The organism is Pseudonocardia nantongensis (genome assembly GCF_046546495.1).
GTDB classification, from domain to species: Bacteria; Actinomycetota; Actinomycetes; order Mycobacteriales; family Pseudonocardiaceae; genus Pseudonocardia; species Pseudonocardia nantongensis.
Window position 1 is genome coordinate 24,146 of record NZ_JBKGXT010000001.1, and the last position, 17,221, is coordinate 41,366.

Genomic DNA, 17,221 nt, shown 5'->3' on the forward strand with positions numbered 1-17,221 from the left:
TCGGCGGGCACCGGTTCGCCGGTAGCGTGCGGTGCGTGCGGAACGGTCGAAACGGGCGGCTCCTGCTGGTGCTCGTCCTGCCCGTTCTGCTCGGTCTGGTGGGGATGCACGCACTCGTCGTCCCGGCGCCGACGACGGCCACGTCACCGACGGTCGCGAGGATCCCGGTCGAGCACGCCACCCCGCAGCACGGCCCGGTGGTGCCCGCAGGCGGTGCGGGCGAGCACGGGGCGCCGGCCGGCCACGACGACCACCACGACGACGGTGCCTCCCACCTGATGCACCTGTGCCTGGCGGTCCTGGCCGCGGTCGGTGTCGCGCTGCTGTCGGCGTGGTTGTTCCTCGGCCGTCTCTCGCTCCCCGGGTCGTCCACGCCGGTGCGGCGGTGGACGGGCGGCATGCCGGCGGCGCGGCCGCCGCCGGTGCCCAGGCGTCTCGCCCAGCTCTGCGTGCTGCGGAACTGATCGGCCCCCGGCGCGGGAGAGCGCCGGAATCGGGAAGATCACACGTTCCGACACGGGAGCCAGAACTCACTATGAAGATCAAGAACGTGGCGTCCGCCGCCACGGCGCTGACCGCTGTCCTGGTCCTGACCGCCTGCGGCGGTGCGGACACCTCCGGGACCGCCACGAGTCCCGCGCCGGTCGCCCCCACCAGCGCGGCCGCACCGGGCGCACAGGTCTCGGCCGAGCACAACGACGCCGACATCGCCTTCGCGCAGGGCATGATCCCGCACCACCGGCAGGCGGTCGAGATGTCGGCGCTGGCCACCGGCCGGGCGGGCAGCGACGAGGTTCGCCGGCTCGCGGCGGCGATCGAGCAGGCCCAGGCCCCGGAGATCGCGCAGATGCGCGGGTTCCTCGCCGCCTGGGGTGCCCCCGAGCCCGGCGGGATGGGGCACGGCGGCATGGGGCACGGCGGGATGGCCGGGATGATGACCGGGGACCAGATGCGCCGGCTCGAGCAGTCGACGGGTGCCGCCTTCGACCGGATGTTCCTCGAGATGATGATCGCCCACCACGAGGGCGCGGTGCAGATGGCGCAGACCGAGCTCGCCGACGGGGTCGACCCGCAGGCGAGGGCACTCGCCCAGGAGATCATCGACGCGCAGCAGTCGGAGATCACCGTGATGGGTCGACTCCTCGGCTGACCGGCCGGCCGCGGCGGGCGGCATCCGGGGTGCCACGGGCCCGGCGAGCCTGATGCGATGAAGGAGCCACTCCCTTGACGCCCGCGGCGGCGTCAAGGGAGTGGTTGTCACCACGGTCCTTGCCCACCCGGACTCGATCGACGCGGGCATCGTGCACGTGCGTGACGAGGTGATGCCCACGCTGCGGGGGATCGACGGCTACGTGGCCTGTCGATGTTGGTCGATCGGACCTACGACGGGTTCTGCAGCGCCAGCCTGCTCGTCGACCGTGGTTCGGGACTTGCGGTGTCCTCGGTGACCTACGACGGCGTCGAGATCATGGCGCGCAGCCGTGATCGGGCGGATGCGTTGCGGGGTTCCGGTGCGCGGGAGGCGAGCACTCACTTGGCCGGAGAGCGGGATCGGGTGCGCGGGATCTGCTGGGCGAACTCGACGACGAACCCGTCCGGGTCGGCGACGTGGAGCGTGCGGTGGCCCCATGGCCGGTCTGCAGGTGGAGAGAGCACTGTCGCGCCGCGCCGGCGAATCTCGTCTGCGGTGGCGTCAACGTCGTCGACGAGGAGGACGACCTCCCCCGCGGGACCGGGGCTCACCGGCCGGCCGGTCAGCCACTCGGCGCGACGGCGCTCGTAGAGCGCGAGCCGCGCACCGCCGGTGTCGAACTCGGCGTAGCCGGCATCGGTGAAGCGGTGGGTCAGCCCGAGGACATCGCGGTAGAAGCGCACCGAGGCGTCGAGGTTCGAGGCGTAGAGGATCACATGGCCGAGCCGGGGCATGCTCGAGAGTATCGGGGCTCCGTGCGGTCCTGTCACGATCGAGGTGCCATCTCGACCACGACCGGCATTCTGATTGCGGTCGGTGCAGCGGAGGGGCGGAGTCGTCACTCGAACGAAAGGTGACGGTGTCACCCGTTCGCTGTGTCCTGGCAACGATCGGTTGCAGCACGACGGTCGCTGGGTACCGTTCCGGCAAATGCGTACCTCGATCTGCCCGCGCCGTTCCGACCGACTGCATGCCGTCGTCACGAGCAAGACGGCATGGCTGGTTGTCGTGGCGGTTCTGGTCGCCGGTGGCGGATTCGCGCCGCAAGGGGATGTCGCGAACAGGTCGGGCGGAGGTGTCGTCACCGCTTCGGGCGAGAGCGTTTTCGGTGACAGTGGGTCCGCTTTCCGGGAGACGGCTTCCGGATCGTCCGCGGAGAACGATTCTGTCGGCCCGACGATCTCGATCGACGGTGCCGCCTATCCGGACCCCTTACGGTTCACCAACGGCGGTCCGGTAGGGAGTCCGGAGATGTGGGAAAGCACCCGCCGTGGTGAACTGCTGGCCCAGTTCCGGGAGCACGTCTACGGGCAGAGCCTGCCGGAGCCGACCGAGCAGACCTTCGACGTGGCCCCGGCCGAGGTCGGAGGTGTCACGCGCAAGACCGTCACGATCAACGTCACCGGCCCGGAAGGGTCCGGCAGCTTCCCCCTGAAGCTGTTCGTCCCGAAAACCGGCGCCAAGCCGCGCGGGACCTTCCTGATGATCGACCATCGCGGTTCGGTGCCCGACGACCCGGGCGGGTCCTCGGACTACGCACCGGTCTCGAAGATCACCGACGCCGGCTACGCGTTCGCCTCCCTCGACGCCGAGCAGATCGCGCCCGACGACAGCGAGAGCTACCGCAGCAAGATGATCGACCTGTTCCACCCGTCCGACCAGGAACTGCCCGACGACGCCGGCCGGACCATCAGCGCCTGGGCGTGGGGAGCCAGCCGGGCCATGGACTACCTGCAGACCGATCCCGACATCGACCCGGAGAAGGTGGCCGTCATCGGTCATTCGCGGGGCGGTAAGGCGTCGTTGTGGGCCGGGGCCCAGGACACGCGTTTCGCGGCGGTCATCACGAACAATTCGGGGTCGACCGGCACCAAACCGGCCCGTCGTGGGGACGGCGGCGTCGGTGCCGAAACGGTCGAACGCGTCAACAGTTCTTTTCCGCACTGGTTCCCGCAGACCTACAAGGAATACGGCGACGATGTGAGTTCACTGCCGGTCGACCAACACCAACTGCTGGGGCTCGTTGCGCCACGTCGAGTGGTCGTCGGAAGCGCGGCGGGCGACACGAATGCCGACCCGGAGGGTGAGTTCCTGTCGTACGTCGCGGCCTCCAGGGTCTATGAATTGTACGGGCTGGGCGGCACCGGGCTTCCCTCGCCGAAATGGAAGCCGACCACCGATACGGCATTCCGTGGCCCGGCGATGAGTTACCATCTTCGGTCCGGCGAGCACGGTCTTAAATCGCAGGATTGGGACACCTACCTGAACGGAGATCTGTTCTCGCGATAGTCGTTCGATCTGCCCGGTCGGCCGCGCCCACGCCGCCGATCACGGCCGGGCCTCGAGCACGATGTTGACGGGTGTCTCCGCGGCGTGGCGGAACCGGGTGAACCCGGCTTCGGCCATGACCTCACCCATGCGGGCCGGGCCGGCCTGGGCGCCGAGCCCGAGGCCCACCGGCTGGGACAGCGAGTGGGGGGTGCACAGGAAGAGTGACGCCCCGTAGTACATCCGGCCGATCGGATTGAGGTTGTCCTCGACCCGGTCGCCGGCGGCCGGTTCGACCAGCAGCACGGTGCCGTCGGGGTCGAGAGCCTGGTGGGCCTGCCGGGCCGCGCCCACAGGATCGCCCATGTCGTGCAGGGCATCGAAGAAGCACACCAGGGCGTAGCCGCTGCCGGGCAGGCCCGCTGCGTCGGCGACCTCGAACCTGACCCGGTCGGCGACCCCTACCTGGGCGGCGTTCTTGCGAGCGGCCTTGATCGAGGCCTCGTGGTAGTCGACCCCGAGGAACACCGAGTTCGGGAAGGCCTGGGCCATCACGATCGTCGAGGCGCCGTGCCCGCAGCCGACGTCGGCCACCCGGGCGCCTGCGGACAGCTTCTGCTCGACCTCGTCCAGGGCGGGGATCCACTCGGTGACCAGGTGGGCGCGATAGCCGGGGCGGAAGAACGCCTCGGTGCCCGCGAACAGGCGCGGGTGGTGCTCGTGCCAGCCCACGCCCTCCCCGGTGGTGAACGCCTCCTCGATGCGGTCGGCGCCGGCGAAGATGGCCGCGAGCAGGTCGAACCCGCCGGCCAGGTACACGGGACTGTCCGGGTCGGCCAGGATCATCGCCCGCTCGTCGGACATGGTGTAGGTACCGGCGTCGGGGTCGTAGTCGACGTAACCACCGGCGGCCTGGTTGTTCAGCCACTCGCGCACGTAGCGCTCCCGGGTCCCGGTGACCTCGGCGAGCGTTCCGGAGCTCATCGGGCCGGCCCCGGCCATGGCCTGATACAGGCCCGCCTTGTGCCCGACCAGCGCGGCGGCCATGGATACCGCCGCAGCCATGTCACCCACCGTGGCGAACAGCGCCTCCTCGACCTTGCCCTGATCAACAGTCATGACGCCCGTCCTGTCCCAGCGGGGCGGGTGGTTCCCACACCCTCGAGGACAGGTTCGGCGACACCCGGCGCGGGCGTCATGAGCAGTCGAATGCTCAGTTCTGCGGATCCCGGCTGCTCACGGACGGCCGTAAACTCGCGCGATGTCGCCCGCGTGGACGTTGGTGGGCAGGCAGGACGAGCTGGGGCGCATCCGAGCGGCGATGAGCCGGCCGGATGCGCGAGGGCTGGTCGTGACCGGGCCGGCGGGGCAGGCAAGACCCGGTTGGTGGAAGAAGCCCTGACTCGGGTGCCTGCAGCGAGGTTCTCGGTGCGCCGAGCCACGGCGACGCGCGCTGCGGCGAGTATGCCGCTCGCAGCCCTGAACCATCTGCTGCCCGAGCGTGTCCACGAGGTCTTCGGGTGGTCGGACCTGTTGCGGCGCACCGCCCGCGATCTCGTCGCTCGCGGTCATCCCTGCCGGGTCGTGGTGGCGGTCGACGACGTGCACCTGCTCGACGAGGCGTCGGCCGCTCTGGTGCATCACCTCGCGACGGCCTCACCGGTGTTCGTACTCGCCACGACGCGTGACGGCGAGCCCGGGCCGGACGCCGTGCGACGGCTGGGCAAGGATCACGTTCTTGAAGAGCTGGCGTTGGCCCCCCTGTCGGCAAACGAGGTGGGCGCCGCGGTGCGCCGCGTCCTGGACGGTCCGGTCAGCGGATCCGTCGTGCACCGCCTGACCGCCCTCTCGGGCGGCAACCCGTTGCTTCTCACCGAGCTGGTCGACACCGCCCTGGCCGAAGGCCGCTTGACCCGCAGCGCGGGCCTGTGGTGCCTCAGCGGGCTGTGGGTGAGCGCGCAATCCCTCCCGGAACTGGTCCGCGATCGCCTCTCCCGCCTGCACCCCGACGTCTACGCCGCGACCGAACTGCTCGCCCTCGGGGAACCGCTGGGTGCGGCCGACGTGGAGGCGATGATTCCTGCCGAGGTCGTCACCGCAGCCGAACGCGAGGGGTTGGTCGTGGCGAGTCCCAGCGGGCGGCGCCAACAGGTCCGGCTGGTCCATCCGCTGTACGAGGAGGCCGTCCGGGCAGCGATCACGCCGCTGCGGGCGCGGGCGATCTACCGGCAGCTGGCCGCCTCCGTGGCCGCCTCGGGCGCGCGCCGGCGTGGGGACGTGCTGCGCCTCGCGCTCTGGAGTCTGGAAGGTGGGCAGACCGCCGACCCGGAGCTGCTGATGCGGGCGGCCCGCGAGGACGGAGCCCTCTACGACCGCGACACGGCCGAGCGGCTGGCGCGGGCCGCGGAGGAGGCCGGCGGGGGGCTGCCGGCACGCCTGCTCCGGGTCGACGCGCTGCGATGGCTGGGCCGTGCCGAGGAAGCCGATGCGTTGCTCGGCGAGGTGGACCTGCGAACCGCAGGTCCCGAGCAGCGATGCCGGGTCGCGGCGGTTCGCGCCAGCAACCTCTACTTCGGGCTGAACCGGTCGGCCGAGGCCGAACGTGTCGTCGGCGAGGCACGCGAAGGCGTGGGCGCCCACGCGCTGTGCGGGGCGCCGGAGCCCGGGTCGGATTTGTGCAGCGAGCTCGACGCGCTCGAAGCGGAGTTCCGATTCAACGCCGGCCGCGTCGGGGAGGCCGTCGACCTCTCCAGCGACGTCCTCTCCCGCTCCCACGTCAGTGCTCGCACATACGCCGACGTCGCCGTGATCGCCACGATCGCCCGAGCGTTCTCCGGGCAGACCGACGACGCCGGGACGGTGGTCGAGGGCGCCCTGGACTACCTCGGGCAGGCCCACGGCGACGTCTCGTTCGGTGCGGAGCAGCGCCTCCAGCTGAGCCGTTGCCTGGCGCATCTGCACGCCGGTCGTCTCGAGCCCGCCGGCCGGCTCGCCCACGAGGGCTATCGGCAGGCACTCGAACTCCACGCCGAAACCCCGCAGGGGCAGTGGGCACTCGCGCTCGGTCAGCTGGCCCTGGCCCGCGGCCAGGTGGCCACGGCCCGGCGATGGCTCCAGGAGTCCGCCGCCCTCATCGAAGCGCGCTCACCGACCCTGGGTCGCTATGGCGTGGCCTACGCGCTCACGTTCCTCGCCGAAGCAGCGGCGCTCGCGGGAGACCACGACGCGGTGGACGCCGCCCTGACCCGAGCAGACACCTTGATCCCCGGGACCGCGCTGCTCTGTAACAGGGAGCGTGGCCGCGTCTGGGCCGCGGTCGCCCGCGGGGAGCTCACGACGGCCCGTCGTCTCTCCCTGGACAGCGCCGACGCCCTCGCCCGGCGTCGAGCCCACCTGTACGAGGCCAAGGCCTGCCATGACCTCGTCCGGCTCGGCTCCCCGAAGCCGGTGCTCGAGCGCCTCGACCGGTTCGCCGCCAGAGATCAGGGCAGGTTCGGCGCGATCTACGCGCGGCACGCACGGGCGCTCGCCGTCGGCGACGGCTGCGACCTGAGCGAGGTGGCGACGGAGCTCTCCGGCCTGGGGGCGAACCTGCACGCGGCCGAGGCCGCCGCGCAGGCCTGCGATGCTCACCGCCGAGCCGGTCGGAGAGCCGGCGCCGCGGCCGCTTCGGAACGCTCGCGCGAGCTCGCGGCCCTCTGCGAAGGAGGCCACACACCGGCCCTCGCGCTCGCCGGCGAGCCGCTGCCGCTCACCCCCCGAGAACGGGAGATCGCCACGCTCGCCGCACGCGGGCTGAGCAACCGTGACATCGCCGAGGCGGTGGTCGTCTCCGAACGCACCGTGCACAACCACCTGCACCGCGCCTACGCCAAGCTCGGAATCAACAGCCGACGCCAACTGCGCTCCATCCTGCCGTGATGTGCCTGCCCGGCCGGTAGCGGCGTTCGCATTTGCACGAACGAACCCGGAACGTCAGGAGCGCACGTCGGCGCCGAGACGCCGGGCCTCGTCGCGAGCGATCGCCCGCGCCGTCCCGCAGTTCGGGCATCGCGTCTCGAGGCGGCTGCGCAGCGGCAGGACGGGCACGAAGAACAGCGTGAACCGGGTCCGGCGATGCACCAGGGACAGCGGACCGGGATGCCCGCAGGCCGGGCAGCCGAGCGCGATCAGGCCCAGCGGCCGTTCTTTGTGGGACAGGCCGAAGATGACCAGCATCAGGCCGTCACCGCAGGTGCGGCCGGTCGGTGTGCGGGCGAGAGCTCACGGGCCCACCTTCCTGACGTCGTTCCGTTCCAGCCTAGGTGACCGTCAGCCTACGCAACCGTCGCGACGGCGACGGCGTCCTGCGCCGTCGCCGGTTCCGGCCCGGTCCGCCGCGTGGCACGATTCGCTCGTGACCAGCAGGCCCGCCGCGGCACACCAGCATCTGCGTGACCTCGTGCGGCTGCGCCGCGTCCGCGACCGGATGGACCGCGAGTACGCCGAACCGCTCGACGTCGAGGCGCTGGCGCGCGGCGAGCACATGTCGGCCGGCCACCTGTCCCGGGAGTTCCGCCGCGCCTACGGCGAGTCGCCCTACAGCTACCTCATGACCCGCCGCATCGAACGCGCGATGGCGCTGCTGCGCCGCGGCGACCTGTCCGTCACCGAGATCTGCTTCGCCGTCGGATGCTCGTCGCTGGGGACCTTCAGCACCCGGTTCAGCGAGCTCGTCGGCATGCCCCCGAGCGTCTACAGGCAGACGGTGGCCCACGAGACCGATGGCATCCCGTCGTGCCTGGCCAAGCAGGCGGGCAGACCGGTCAGGAATCGAGAAGTCCGGGACACCGCGCCGGTCCTAGCGTGACCGGCATGGATATCAGCATCCACTCCAGCTTCCTCCCGCACGACGACGCGGAGGCCGCTCTGGGCTTCTACCGCGACGCCCTCGGTTTCGAGGTCCGCCTCGACGTCGGCTACGGCGACATGCGCTGGATCACCGTCGGCCCGCCCGGCCAGTCGAACACCTCGATCGTGCTGGCACCGCCTGCGGCCGACCCCGGGACCACCGACGAGGAGCGTCGCGTCGTCACCGAGATGATGGCCAAGGGCACCTTCGCGGCGGTCCTGCTGGCCACCCCGGACCTCGACTCGACGTTCGAGAAGCTGCAGGCCACCGGCGCCGACGTCGTCCAGGAACCGGTCGACCAGCCCTACGGCGTGCGGGACTGCGCCTTCCGTGACCCCGCCGGGAACATGGTCCGCATTCAGGAACGCGGCTGAGCCGAGCCGGGCCCTGGCCCGTCCGGCGTAACGACCGGCCCGCCCCGACGACACACCGTCGGAGAGCGACGTATCCGCCCGGGACCGGGCGACGAGGGGGAGACCTGATGAGTGCGGCCACCCGGCAACCCGCCGCCCGGCACGGCGCCGACAGCCACGACCTGATCCGCGTGCACGGCGCCCGCGAGAACAACCTGCGCGAGGTCAGCGTCGAGCTGCCGAAGCGCCGGCTGACACTGTTCACCGGTGTCTCCGGCTCGGGCAAGAGCTCGCTGGTCTTCAGCACGATCGCTGCCGAGTCCCAGCGGATGATCAACGAGACCTACAGCGCGTTCGTGCAGGGCTTCATGCCGACGCTGAACCGGCCCGACGTCGACGTCCTCGACGGGCTGACCACCGCGATCATCGTCGGGCAGGAGCGGATGGGTGGCGACGTCCGCTCCACCGTCGGCACCGCCACCGACACCGGTGCGCTGCTGCGGATCCTGTTCAGCCGGATCGGGCGACCGCACGTCGGCGGGCCGCAGGCGTTCTCGTTCAACGTCGCCTCGATCAGCGGCGCCGGCGCGGTCACCTTCGAGAAGGGCGGCCGGGAGGTCAAGGAACGTCGCGACTTCAGCATCACCGGCGGCATGTGCCCGCGCTGCGAGGGGCGCGGCACGGCGTCGGACTTCGATCTTACCGCGCTCTACGACGACCGCAAGTCGATCAACGAGGGTGCGCTCACGATCCCCGGCATGAGCATCGACGGCTGGTTCGGCCGGATCCTGCGCGGCTGCGGATACTTCGACCCGGACAAGCCGATCGCCCGGTTCACCACGCGTGAGCGCAACGACCTGCTCTACCGGGAGCCGACCAAGCTCAAGATCGAGGGCGTCAACCTGACCTACACCGGGTTGATCCCGCAGATCCAGAAGTCCTTCCTGGCCAAGGACCGGGAGGCGATGCAGCCGCACATCCGGGCGTTCGTGGACCGCGCCGTCGTCTTCGCCGAGTGCCCGGACTGCGGCGGGACCCGGCTGAGCGAGGCCGCGCGGTCCTCGACGATCGACGGCATCCACATCGGGCAGGCCTGTGCGATGCAGATCAGCGACCTCGCCGGGTGGGTGCGCGGGCTCGACGAGCCGACCGGGGACGCGGAGCGGGACGCGGCCGTCAAGGGTGTCGGGCCGCTGCTGACCTCGTTGCGGGAGACCCTGGACTCGTTCGTCGAGATCGGGCTGGGCTACCTCTCGCTGGACCGCCCGGCCGGCACGCTGTCCGGCGGCGAGGCACAGCGCACCAAGATGATCCGGCACCTCGGCTCGGCGCTGACCGACGTCACCTACGTGTTCGACGAGCCCACCATCGGGCTGCACCCGCACGACATCGACCGGATGAACACGCTGCTGCTGCGGTTGCGGGACAAGGGCAACACCGTGCTCGTGGTCGAGCACAAGCCGGAGACGATCGCCATCGCCGACCACGTCGTGGACCTCGGACCGCGGGCCGGGACCGCCGGTGGGGAGATCGTCTTCGAGGGCTCGCTGGACGGGCTGCGGACCAGCGGCACGCTCACCGGCCGGCACCTCGACGACCGAGCCTCGCTCAAGGCATCGGTGCGGACGCCGACCGGCGCGCTCGAGATCCGCGGCGCCGACACGCACAACCTGCGGAAGGTCGACGTCGACATCCCGCTCGGCGTGCTCGTCGCCGTGACCGGCGTGGCGGGCTCGGGCAAGAGCTCGCTGATCGCCGGGTCGGTGGCGCAGCGGGACGGCGTCGTGGTCGTCGACCAGGGCGCGATCAAGGGCTCGCGGCGCAGCAACCCGGCCACCTACACCGGGCTGCTGGAGCCGATCCGCAAGGCCTTCGCGAAGGCCAACGGGGTGAAGCCCGCCCTGTTCAGCGCGAACTCCGAGGGCGCCTGCCCGAACTGCAACGGTGCCGGGGTGATCTTCACCGATCTCGGGATCATGGCGAGCATCTCCACCCTCTGCGAGGTGTGCGAGGGGAAGCGGTTCGACGCGTCGGTGCTGGAGTACCGGCTGGGTGGCGGTGGGGGGAACGACGATCCCGGCCGGGACATCAGCGAGGTGCTCGCGATGTCGGTGGACGAGGCGGTCGAGTTCTTCGGCGCGGCCGGGCCGGCCCGCACCCCGGCCGCGCACAAGGTCCTGGTCCGGCTCGCCGACGTCGGGCTCGGCTACCTGACCCTCGGCCAGCCGCTGACGACGCTGTCCGGCGGCGAGCGGCAGCGGCTCAAGCTCGCCACCCGGATGGCCGAGGACGGCGGGATCTACGTCCTCGACGAGCCGACCACCGGCCTGCACCTGGCCGACGTCGAGCAGCTGCTCGGGCTGCTGGACCGGCTCGTCGACTCCGGCAAGTCGGTGATCGTGATCGAACACCACCAGGCCGTCATGGCGCACGCCGACCGGATCATCGACCTCGGCCCCGGCGCCGGTCACGACGGCGGGCGGGTCGTGTTCGAGGGGACGCCCGCCGAGCTCGTCGCGGACCGCTCGACGCTCACCGGGGAGTACCTGGCGTCCTACGTCGCGGGCTGAGCCGGTCTTCGCGAGCCGACACGCGAGCGGATCGACGGCAGCACCGGCTGGTGAGCGAGCTGGACGCCGTCGCCGCGCAACGCCGGCGGCTGCCGATGGTCCGGATGCCCGACTACGTCCTGGAGGGGGCGGACGGCCCGGTCCGCCTCGCCGACGTCTTCGACGGCCGATCCCAGCTCATCGTCTACAACCACATGTGGTTCCCGGGGGAGCGGTGGCAGTGCGGGGGCTGCACCGGGTTCACCACGCAGTTCACCCGGCTGGAGATCCTGGAGAACTTCGACGCCCGGTTCGTGATCGTCACCCAGGCTCGGGTTCGGCTTCGGGTTGATCGACGTGCTGCCCTACGGGCGTCAGGAGGAGTGGCAGGACTCGCCCGAGGGGTGGCCGCAGTCGCCGACCTACAGCCGGTGGGCCGGCTCGGAGGAGATCGCCGACGCCTACGGCGACCCCGAGGCGTGACCCCCGTGGCCGGCCAGGCCGGTCAGCGTCTGGACCAGGCCATCCCAGGCGGTGAGGGCGTCGCCGTCGTCGGCGTGCGGTGCCCGGAACCAGCGCAGGAACTCGCCCAGGTCGGCCAGCCCCCAGCTGAGCCGGTAGAGCTCCAGCGCCACCGGGTCCGGCTCGTGCCCGGAGAGGGCCGCGTAGCCGGCCAGGTCGTCCGGACCGGTGTCGAGCACCGCCAGGTCCCGTTCCGGCACGGCGAGCCCGGCCGTGTCCCAGTCGATGAGCAGGAAGCCGTCCGCGGTCTGCAGCAGGTTCCCCGGATGCGGCTCCCCGTGCGTGACGACCGGCGACCGTGCGGCGTCGCGCACCCGCTCGACCAGGCGGTCGGCTTCGGCCAGCCGGGCCCGGACCGCGCCCGCGTGCGTCGCGACGGCCTCGCGGGCGGGTTCGGAGTACTGCCCGCCCTCCCACGGGGTCCCGAGGTCGCCGAGCGCGCGGTCGATCACCGCACGGTCCGGGACCACCGGCACCTGCGGTGGCGTGCCGGCGGGCGGGTCCACGGCGTGCAGGCGGGCGAGCAGCACGAGGACGTCGTCCCGCTCGTGCGCCGAGAGCGGGGAGAAGAAGTCGAACGTCCTCGCCTCGACGTGGCGGAAGACGGTCAGCGCCCAGCGGCCGTCCAGGTCGACCGCGAGGTCGCCGCCCGGGGCCGGCTCCGGTGCGAGCACGAACTCCAGCCCCGCCCGGCGCAGCTCGGCCGCGGTCCGCAGGGTCGCCCGGTACCCGGCGAGCGCCGTCCCCGGATCGGCACCGCACTGCGGCTTGTCCGCCAGGTCGGAGATCTTGACGAACCAGCTCCGGCTGTCCGCGCCGGCCACGTGCCAGTGGTAGTCGCCGAACCCGACCGCCCGGTAATGCAGCTCGCGGGCGTCGATCCCGTGGTGCCGGCGCAGCGCGGCGCGCACGTCGTCGTCGTCGAAGCCGGCGGGGCGGTGCTCCATGCGGGTCATGCTCCCGAAACCCGTAGCCCGTTGACGAGCCGGTTCCGGTGCGGTGACCCGGACGTTGACGGTCGTCGCCACCCGAAAGCATGATGCGCGCCACATCCGATGTGTTCACCGAACGGTGAGGGGCCGACGTTGTCCACCGCACCTGCGCATGACCGGACCGATCCGTACACACTCACCGCGGACGGGATCAAGGAGCCGCCCGTCGGTTGGAGGGCGAGCGCCCGCTACCTCGGACCCGGCTTGATCCTCAGCGCCTCGATCGTCGGATCCGGGGAGCTCGTCGCGACCACCGCACTCGGCGCGGAGGCCGGGTTCGTCCTGCTGTGGCTGGTCGTGTTCTCGACGTTCGTGAAGGTCGCGGTGCAGATCGAGCTCGCGCGCTGGACCATCGCGACCGGGCAGCCGGCGATCACCGGCTTCAACAAGGTCCCGCCACGGATCGGCCCGCTCGGCTGGATCAACGTGTTGTGGGTGCTGCTCGCGCTGAGCAAGCTGCTCCAGCTCGGCGGGATCGTCGGCGGGACGGCGATCGCGTTCAGCACCCTGATGCCGATCGGCGGCGACCCGCTCGGCTTCACCTCGATCCTCGCGTGGACCTGCTTCGTGGCCGTCGGCAGCATCGCGCTGCTGTGGTCGAACCGCTACACGCTGATCGAGCGTGGCGCGATGCTGCTGGTCGTCGTCTTCACGTTCGTCACCGTGCTCATCGCGCTCGGCCTTCCGCTGACCCCCTTCGCCTACGACGGCGCGGCCCTCGCCGGTGGCCTGACGTTCCTGATCCCGGCCGGGGCACTCGGCGCCGCGCTGGCGATGTTCGGGATCACCGGCGTCGGCGCCGACGAGATCACCTTCTACACCTACTGGTGCCTGGAGAAGGGTTACGCGCGCTGGACCGGCCCGAACGACGGCAGCGACGAGTGGGCTCGCCGCGCTCGCGGGTGGATCCGGGTGATGTACAAGGACGCCCTGGTCTCCTGGGTGATCTACACCTTCGGCACGCTGGCCTTCTACCTGATGGGTGCGTCCGTGCTGCACCCGCAGGGCCTGGTGCCCGAGGGCAACGAGACGATCACCACGCTGTCCCGGCTCTACACCGACGTCCTCGGGACCTGGGCGAGCGTGGTGTTCCTGATCGGCGCGATCGCCGTCCTCGGCTCGACGATGTGGGCGTCGATCCCGAGCTGGTCGCGGATGTACACCAACGTGCTCGCGCTGTTCGGCGTCCTGGACTGGCACGACCCCGTCGCGCGGCTGCGCTGGATCCGGATCTTCACCGTCGCGCTGCCGCTGATCTGGGCGGCCGCCTACCTGACGATTCAGTCCCCGGTGGTCATGGTGCAGATCGGCGGGGTGGCCACCGGGATCTTCCTGTTCGCGGCGGTGGTCGCCGTCTGGTGGCTGCGCCGGCACGAGACGGACCCGAGACTGCACGGTGGACGGACGTTCACGGTGCTGCTGGTCGTCTCGAGCGTCGCGATCGGGCTGCTCGGCGTCTACACGATGCTCGACGTGTTCGGGGTGACCCCCGGCTGAGCAACCGATCGTCGGGGGCCGGTGCCCGCCGCCGACTTCGGTCGCGCGACGACCCACCTTCGCCGGGTGCGGTGCCGCCCCGGCCCGCGGCAACCTCGTCGCATGAACGGGGAGGGCGAGCGGCCGGCGGGCGGCCGGTGGAAGCGCGTGAACCGGGGGAGGAGGCCCTGACTCGGACCCGGACCCTGACCCTGACCCGGACCCCGTCGTTCCCGAGGGAACCGTCTGGACACCTGCGGCGTCGGGCCTATGGTCGACGCGTGCCGGTCAGCCCCGCGGTGACGTCCGCGGCCCTCGTGGTCGCCGTGGGCGTGACCGGCTGGCTGTTCTCCGGTGACTGGACGGTCACCGACACCGCCGGGGTACTGCGCGTGCTGCTCGGCCTGGTCGGGATGGTGACGATCCCGTGGCGCTACCGGTACCCGTGGGAGTTCGCGGTGCTGGGCGTCGTGTTCGCGGCGTTCGCCCCGTTGGCCTCCTACCTGCCCCTGGTCGGCGTGTTCGTCGTCGCCACCCGCAGGCGGCCGTTCGAGACGGTCGCGATCACGGTGCTGTCGATGGCCGGCGCGGCGTACACGATGGTCAGCGAGGTCCCCGACCCGACGGGTATGTGGGTGGCGCTGCTCGGGGCCTGGACGCTGCAGTTCGCCTCGGTCGCCGCCGGGCTGCTCGCCGGGACCCGGCGCGCGGTGATCGCGGACCTGCGCGGCCGGCTGGCCACCGCCGAGGCGGAACGGGCCGAGCGCGACGAGCGGGCCCGGGCGGCCGAGCGGCGCCGGATCGCGGGCGAGATGCACGACCTGCTCGGGCACCGGCTCTCGCTGCTGTCGGTGCACGCCGGCGCGCTGGAGCTGCGCTCGGACCTGTCCGCGGACACCGTCCGGGAGAGCGCCCGGGTGCTGCGCGACACCACCCACCGCGCGATGGAGGACCTGCGCACGATCGTCCAGGTGCTGCGCGAGCCGGTCGGCGACGACCCCGTCCTGGACCCGCCGGGCGAGGGCCTCGGCGGGATCGAGTCGCTGGTCGCCGAGGCACGCGCGGCCGGGGCCGAGATCCGGCTGCGGTCCACCGAACTGCTGCTCCTGACCCCGCCGCCGGACCCGCTCGCCGGGGTCGCGTACCGGGTGGTGCGCGAGGGCCTGACCAACGCGACACGGCACGCACCCGGCGCCGCCGTCGAGGTGCGGCTGGACGGCCGCCCGGGCCGGGATCTCGCCGTCACCGTCACCTCGGGGTGCACCGGTGACCGGCCACCCGCGCCGGTCGGTGCCGGGACCGGCCTGATCGGACTGCGCGAGCGGGTGGAGACACTGACCGGCGGGACGCTGGCACACGGCCCGCTGCCCGACGGCTACCGGCTGCGCGCCGTGCTGCCCTGGCGGAAGGAGAACCGGTGACCGAGTCGGACGCCCCGGAGATCCGGGTGCTGCTCGTCGACGACGACCCGCTGGTCCGCGGCGGGCTCAAGGTGATGCTGGACGGCCACGTCGTCGCGGCCGGCGAGACCGCGCCGCAGCGCCGGATCCGGGTCGTCGGCGACGCCGGGGACGGCGACGAGGTCCCGGACGCGGTCCGGACCGGCCGCCCGCACGTGGTGCTGATGGACCTGCGGATGCGGCGGGTCAACGGCGTCGTCGCCACCCAGCGGCTGACCCGGGAGCCGGAGGCGCCGACCGTCGTCGTGCTCACCACGTTCGACGCCGACGAGCACGTGGTGCGCGCGCTGCGGGCCGGGGCGAGCGGGTTCCTGCTCAAGGACGCCGCGCCGGAGGGGATCGTGGGGGCCGTCCGGGCCGCCGCCGACGGCGACGCCGTGCTCTCGCCCTCGATCACCCGCCGGCTGATCGGGATGGTCGCCGGCGGCTCCGGGCCGGTGGACCGGCGGCGCGCGGCCCGGGCCCGGCTGGAGCGACTCGCTGAGCGCGAACGCGACGTGGCCGATGCGGTCGCCCGCGGCGGCTCGAACGCCGACATCGCCGAGGAGCTGCACATGTCGGTGGCGACGGTGAAGTCCTACGTGTCCAAGCTGCTGCGCGAGCTGGGCCTGGACAACCGGGTGCAGATCGCGCTGCTGGTGCGCGACGCCGGGGACTGACCAGCAGGATCAGCGGGGCCAGCCGTTGCGGGCGCAGCCGTCCAGGCCGAGGGTCTGCTGCTGCATCACCGGAGCCGGGCGACCCGGGCCCGGGCAGGCCTCGTGCTGGTGGCCCAGCCAGTGGCCCACCTCGTGGTTGACCAGGTAGCGGCGGTAGCCGGTGAGGTCTCCGGCGTAGTCCGGGACGCCGGTGACCCAGCGCTCCAGGTTGAGCACGACCCGGTCGCCGTTGCGGCAGGACAGCTTCCCGACGGTGTCCAGCGGCCGGCAGAGCCGGTCCGCGCTCGCCGGTGTGGCGAGCACGATCCGCAACGGCGCGGGCCCGTCGGTGCGGGCGAAACCGACCGAGCCGTCCCCGCCCCAGCTGCGCGGGTCGGCCAGCACACCGGTCACGAACCCGGCGAACGCGACGCCGTCGACCGGGACCCCGCGCTCGACCTCGACCCGGACCGCGACGGTCCGGCTGCGGCCGGGTGGCGGTGCGCCGCGCCCGGGCACGACGACCGTCTTGCCGGGCCCGCTCTGCGGCACCGTCCGGCCGAGGACACCGGCCGCGCGGTCGGCGGCCGGGATCGCGGCGGCCGGTCCGGACGAGCGCGCGGCCGGGGGTGCGGCCGTGGCCTCCCCCATCGGCGGCCCCGGTGCGGGCGCGGCGCCGTCCCCGCCGTCCGGGATCCCGGCGGCCCCGGCGCAACCGGCCAGCAGCACCGCGGCCGCGAGCAGCACCGCCGCGTGCCGGGCCGCGCGCGCCGCGACCGGCACCGCACGGCGGGTCACGGTCGTGTGTGTAGCCGGCACGGTCGTCAGCGTGGCAGAGGACACCGGGTCGCACGACCCGCCGCGCGGACGAGCTGGTGAG

General features: G+C 72.3%; 16 protein-coding genes and 1 pseudogene. 12 read left to right on the forward strand and 5 right to left on the reverse strand.

Features of this window, described 5'->3' with window-relative positions; all coding sequences use genetic code 11:
* Positions 1-35 precede the first annotated feature (35 nt).
* Complete coding sequence (locus ACLFMI_RS00120) at positions 36-464, forward strand: DUF6153 family protein (RefSeq protein WP_410945605.1); 429 nt, start codon at positions 36-38, stop codon at positions 462-464.
* Positions 465-535: 71 nt separating this feature from the next.
* Positions 536-1,150 (forward strand): DUF305 domain-containing protein, encoded by a 615-nt coding sequence (locus tag ACLFMI_RS00125; RefSeq protein WP_410945606.1) that lies wholly within the window; start codon positions 536-538, stop codon positions 1,148-1,150.
* Between the two features lie 380 nt (positions 1,151-1,530).
* Here the strand turns inward: ACLFMI_RS00125 and ACLFMI_RS00130 are convergent, their stop codons facing one another.
* A complete protein-coding gene (locus tag ACLFMI_RS00130; RefSeq protein ID WP_410945607.1) occupies positions 1,531-1,926 on the reverse strand; it encodes a VOC family protein in 396 nt (131 codons plus the stop codon).
* 196 nt (positions 1,927-2,122) lie between these two features.
* Between ACLFMI_RS00130 and ACLFMI_RS00135 the strand changes: the two genes are divergently transcribed.
* Positions 2,123-3,481 (forward strand): dienelactone hydrolase family protein, encoded by a 1,359-nt coding sequence (locus ACLFMI_RS00135; protein ID WP_410945608.1) that lies wholly within the window; start codon positions 2,123-2,125, stop codon positions 3,479-3,481.
* A 39-nt stretch (positions 3,482-3,520) separates the two neighbouring features.
* Here ACLFMI_RS00135 and ACLFMI_RS00140 read toward each other — a convergent pair whose 3' ends face one another.
* Positions 3,521-4,579 carry a class I SAM-dependent methyltransferase gene (locus ACLFMI_RS00140; RefSeq protein WP_410945609.1) on the reverse strand — a complete coding sequence of 353 codons (1,059 nt, stop codon included), beginning with the start codon at positions 4,577-4,579 and terminating at the stop codon, positions 3,521-3,523.
* A gap of 345 nt (positions 4,580-4,924) precedes the next feature.
* Here ACLFMI_RS00140 and ACLFMI_RS00145 point away from each other — a divergent pair, with 345 nt between their 5' ends.
* Positions 4,925-7,381 (forward strand): LuxR C-terminal-related transcriptional regulator, encoded by a 2,457-nt coding sequence (locus ACLFMI_RS00145; protein ID WP_410945610.1) that lies wholly within the window; start codon positions 4,925-4,927, stop codon positions 7,379-7,381.
* 54 nt (positions 7,382-7,435) lie between these two features.
* Here ACLFMI_RS00145 and ACLFMI_RS00150 read toward each other — a convergent pair whose 3' ends face one another.
* On the reverse strand, positions 7,436-7,678 hold the full coding sequence (locus ACLFMI_RS00150; protein WP_410945611.1) for a zinc ribbon domain-containing protein: 243 nt from the start codon (positions 7,676-7,678) through the stop codon (positions 7,436-7,438).
* 178 nt (positions 7,679-7,856) lie between these two features.
* Here ACLFMI_RS00150 and ACLFMI_RS00155 point away from each other — a divergent pair, with 178 nt between their 5' ends.
* The 5 genes and pseudogenes from ACLFMI_RS00155 (at position 7,857) to ACLFMI_RS00175 (ending at position 11,736) form a co-directional block, all read left to right on the forward strand.
* Positions 7,857-8,309 carry a helix-turn-helix transcriptional regulator gene (locus ACLFMI_RS00155; RefSeq protein WP_410945612.1) on the forward strand — a complete coding sequence of 151 codons (453 nt, stop codon included), beginning with the start codon at positions 7,857-7,859 and terminating at the stop codon, positions 8,307-8,309.
* Between the two features lie 5 nt (positions 8,310-8,314).
* Positions 8,315-8,725 carry a VOC family protein gene (locus tag ACLFMI_RS00160; protein WP_410945613.1) on the forward strand — a complete coding sequence of 137 codons (411 nt, stop codon included), beginning with the start codon at positions 8,315-8,317 and terminating at the stop codon, positions 8,723-8,725.
* A gap of 107 nt (positions 8,726-8,832) precedes the next feature.
* The gene (locus tag ACLFMI_RS00165; RefSeq protein WP_410945614.1) at positions 8,833-11,274 is read left to right on the forward strand and encodes an ATP-binding cassette domain-containing protein; all 2,442 of its coding nucleotides are present in this window, start codon (positions 8,833-8,835) and stop codon (positions 11,272-11,274) included.
* Positions 11,275-11,378: 104 nt separating this feature from the next.
* Positions 11,379-11,531: pseudogene (locus tag ACLFMI_RS00170) on the forward strand (DUF899 family protein); the annotation flags it as partial.
* Positions 11,532-11,610: 79 nt separating this feature from the next.
* On the forward strand, positions 11,611-11,736 hold the full coding sequence (locus ACLFMI_RS00175) for a hypothetical protein (protein WP_410945615.1): 126 nt from the start codon (positions 11,611-11,613) through the stop codon (positions 11,734-11,736).
* On the opposite strand, the gene ACLFMI_RS00180 is transcribed toward ACLFMI_RS00175, so the two are convergent.
* Entirely contained in the window at positions 11,715-12,722 is a 1,008-nt protein-coding gene (locus tag ACLFMI_RS00180) for a phosphotransferase (protein ID WP_410945616.1), read from the reverse strand. The two genes, ACLFMI_RS00175 and ACLFMI_RS00180, sit on opposite strands and share 22 nt — an antisense overlap.
* Before the next feature lie 249 nt (positions 12,723-12,971).
* Between ACLFMI_RS00180 and ACLFMI_RS00185 the strand changes: the two genes are divergently transcribed.
* The 3 genes from ACLFMI_RS00185 to ACLFMI_RS00195 all read left to right on the forward strand — a co-directional run bounded on the left by ACLFMI_RS00185 (position 12,972) and on the right by ACLFMI_RS00195 (position 16,362).
* Positions 12,972-14,264 carry an Nramp family divalent metal transporter gene (locus ACLFMI_RS00185; RefSeq protein ID WP_410945617.1) on the forward strand — a complete coding sequence of 431 codons (1,293 nt, stop codon included), beginning with the start codon at positions 12,972-12,974 and terminating at the stop codon, positions 14,262-14,264.
* A 260-nt stretch (positions 14,265-14,524) separates the two neighbouring features.
* Positions 14,525-15,664 (forward strand): sensor histidine kinase, encoded by a 1,140-nt coding sequence (locus tag ACLFMI_RS00190; RefSeq protein WP_410945618.1) that lies wholly within the window; start codon positions 14,525-14,527, stop codon positions 15,662-15,664.
* Positions 15,661-16,362: a response regulator transcription factor gene (locus ACLFMI_RS00195; protein ID WP_410945619.1), complete on the forward strand. Its 702-nt coding sequence runs from the start codon at positions 15,661-15,663 to the stop codon at positions 16,360-16,362. The genes ACLFMI_RS00190 and ACLFMI_RS00195 overlap by 4 nt, the downstream gene beginning before the upstream one ends.
* 9 nt (positions 16,363-16,371) lie before the next feature.
* On the opposite strand, the gene ACLFMI_RS00200 is transcribed toward ACLFMI_RS00195, so the two are convergent.
* A complete protein-coding gene (locus ACLFMI_RS00200) occupies positions 16,372-17,139 on the reverse strand; it encodes a DUF3152 domain-containing protein (protein ID WP_410945620.1) in 768 nt (255 codons plus the stop codon).
* Positions 17,140-17,221: the final 82 nt, after the last annotated feature.

Bases quoted from the DNA above. Each gene is read 5' to 3' on its own strand.
- ACLFMI_RS00125 (WP_410945606.1), top strand. From the start codon at position 536: ATGAAGATCAAGAACGTGGCGTCCGCCGCCACGGCGCTGACCGCTGTC.
- ACLFMI_RS00130 (WP_410945607.1), bottom strand. From the start codon at position 1,926: ATGCCCCGGCTCGGCCATGTGATCCTCTACGCCTCGAACCTCGACGCC.
- ACLFMI_RS00135 (WP_410945608.1), top strand. From the start codon at position 2,123: ATGCGTACCTCGATCTGCCCGCGCCGTTCCGACCGACTGCATGCCGTC.
- ACLFMI_RS00140 (WP_410945609.1), bottom strand. From the start codon at position 4,579: ATGACTGTTGATCAGGGCAAGGTCGAGGAGGCGCTGTTCGCCACGGTG.
- ACLFMI_RS00145 (WP_410945610.1), top strand. From the start codon at position 4,925: ATGCCGCTCGCAGCCCTGAACCATCTGCTGCCCGAGCGTGTCCACGAG.
- ACLFMI_RS00150 (WP_410945611.1), bottom strand. From the start codon at position 7,678: ATGCTGGTCATCTTCGGCCTGTCCCACAAAGAACGGCCGCTGGGCCTG.
- ACLFMI_RS00160 (WP_410945613.1), top strand. From the start codon at position 8,315: ATGGATATCAGCATCCACTCCAGCTTCCTCCCGCACGACGACGCGGAG.
- ACLFMI_RS00165 (WP_410945614.1), top strand. From the start codon at position 8,833: ATGAGTGCGGCCACCCGGCAACCCGCCGCCCGGCACGGCGCCGACAGC.
- ACLFMI_RS00180 (WP_410945616.1), bottom strand. From the start codon at position 12,722: ATGGAGCACCGCCCCGCCGGCTTCGACGACGACGACGTGCGCGCCGCG.